This is a genomic window from Vibrio sp. 1874 (assembly GCF_033344395.1).
Taxonomy (GTDB): Bacteria; Pseudomonadota; Gammaproteobacteria; order Enterobacterales; family Vibrionaceae; genus Vibrio; species Vibrio alginolyticus.
The window spans coordinates 1-1,103 of sequence record NZ_JAWPOR010000157.1 but is presented as its reverse complement, the minus strand read 5'-3'; the positions used below and the strand labels follow the sequence as shown (position 1 = coordinate 1,103).

Annotated in this window: 2 protein-coding genes; both read left to right on the top strand. The window is 50.3% G+C overall.

The features are described 5' to 3' along the window. The coding region (locus R8N46_RS25300) for a hypothetical protein (RefSeq protein WP_318189788.1) at window positions 1-378 on the top strand (378 nt) is incomplete at its 5' end. Between the two features lie 241 nt (window positions 379-619). Then, the gene (locus R8N46_RS25295) at window positions 620-997 is read left to right on the top strand and encodes a hypothetical protein (RefSeq protein ID WP_000869261.1); all 378 of its coding nucleotides are present in this window, start codon (window positions 620-622) and stop codon (window positions 995-997) included. The last annotated feature ends 106 nt before the right edge of the window (window positions 998-1,103 follow it).

Below are 1,103 nucleotides of genomic sequence, written 5' to 3'. Positions count from 1 at the left end.
TTACAGCGTTCGCGGAACGATGTACCTGATGGCCGGATTGTTCATCGCGTTCTTCATCCCCATAGCGCTCGATCCGGTTGTCATCCCGATGACAATGATGACGTGCTGTGTCCTGGTTGGCCTGACGTTCGGCAACCTCCAGAAACGGGTATAGGGAGGGAGGATGAGCTACTCCGTTATAAATCAAGATGGGGTGCATCTGTGCGACATCCCATTGAACGTCTACCAGGTGATACGTCGCCAATCCTTGTCTGCGTTGTGGCTTTACTGGGCGCAGAGCTTGAATTTGGTGAAGGTGCTCATTGCTTGCGTCGGAAAGATGATCTTTGTGATGCCGGTAATGTGGTTCTGGGTGCTGGTGGTGTGCCGCTTGGTTGAACCAGAACGTATCTCAGACGTGTCAGGACTTATCTCTCCGGACGTGATCGGGTGGGCCGCTGGTGCGGCCATCACCCTCATTATCTATTCCGTTTTTACACGCCCAGCTTTGTACGGATACCACAACTTTTTCAAGCAGCATATTTGCTCAAGAGTAAAGCAAGTAACGCCGGAACTCAGAACAGTCACTGGGCCACTGTTCTTTTACCGAAACGAAATTGGAACGATATAGAGAGGAACCATGAAAGTAACCAATAAACTCAAACTGCTGGCACTGGGGCTGTGTATGGCCGGTACTGCCATCGCGGCTCCTGATGTGCTCAATGACGACGCAAAGCTCAAGAACCTTGAGAAGGTGTGTCCCGACTGTAAGATGGTGGCAAAAGATGTACTCAATCTGCGGGTTGAAAACTGCCAGCTCAAAGACACTTCCAGTGCAATGATGATTGGCACCATGCAAAATGACCCTATGTTTTCGTTTATGCTGGCAGTACACACAGCGGCAGGCTCGGAGGCATACAAAACGGTAGTTGGTGCCGCTGGCAACCATGTTGACTGTGAAAACCCGTTGAACTGGATCAAGCTGACCCAGCAAGCGATTAAAGGAGGCAAAGTCTAATGCGTAAGAGAGATTTCTTTTTTGGAGAGGTGTATGAGGGGGTGCAGGAGCCACTCTACGACTGAGTGATATGGAACCATTGGCAAGAAAAGTGTCGGCAGAGTTC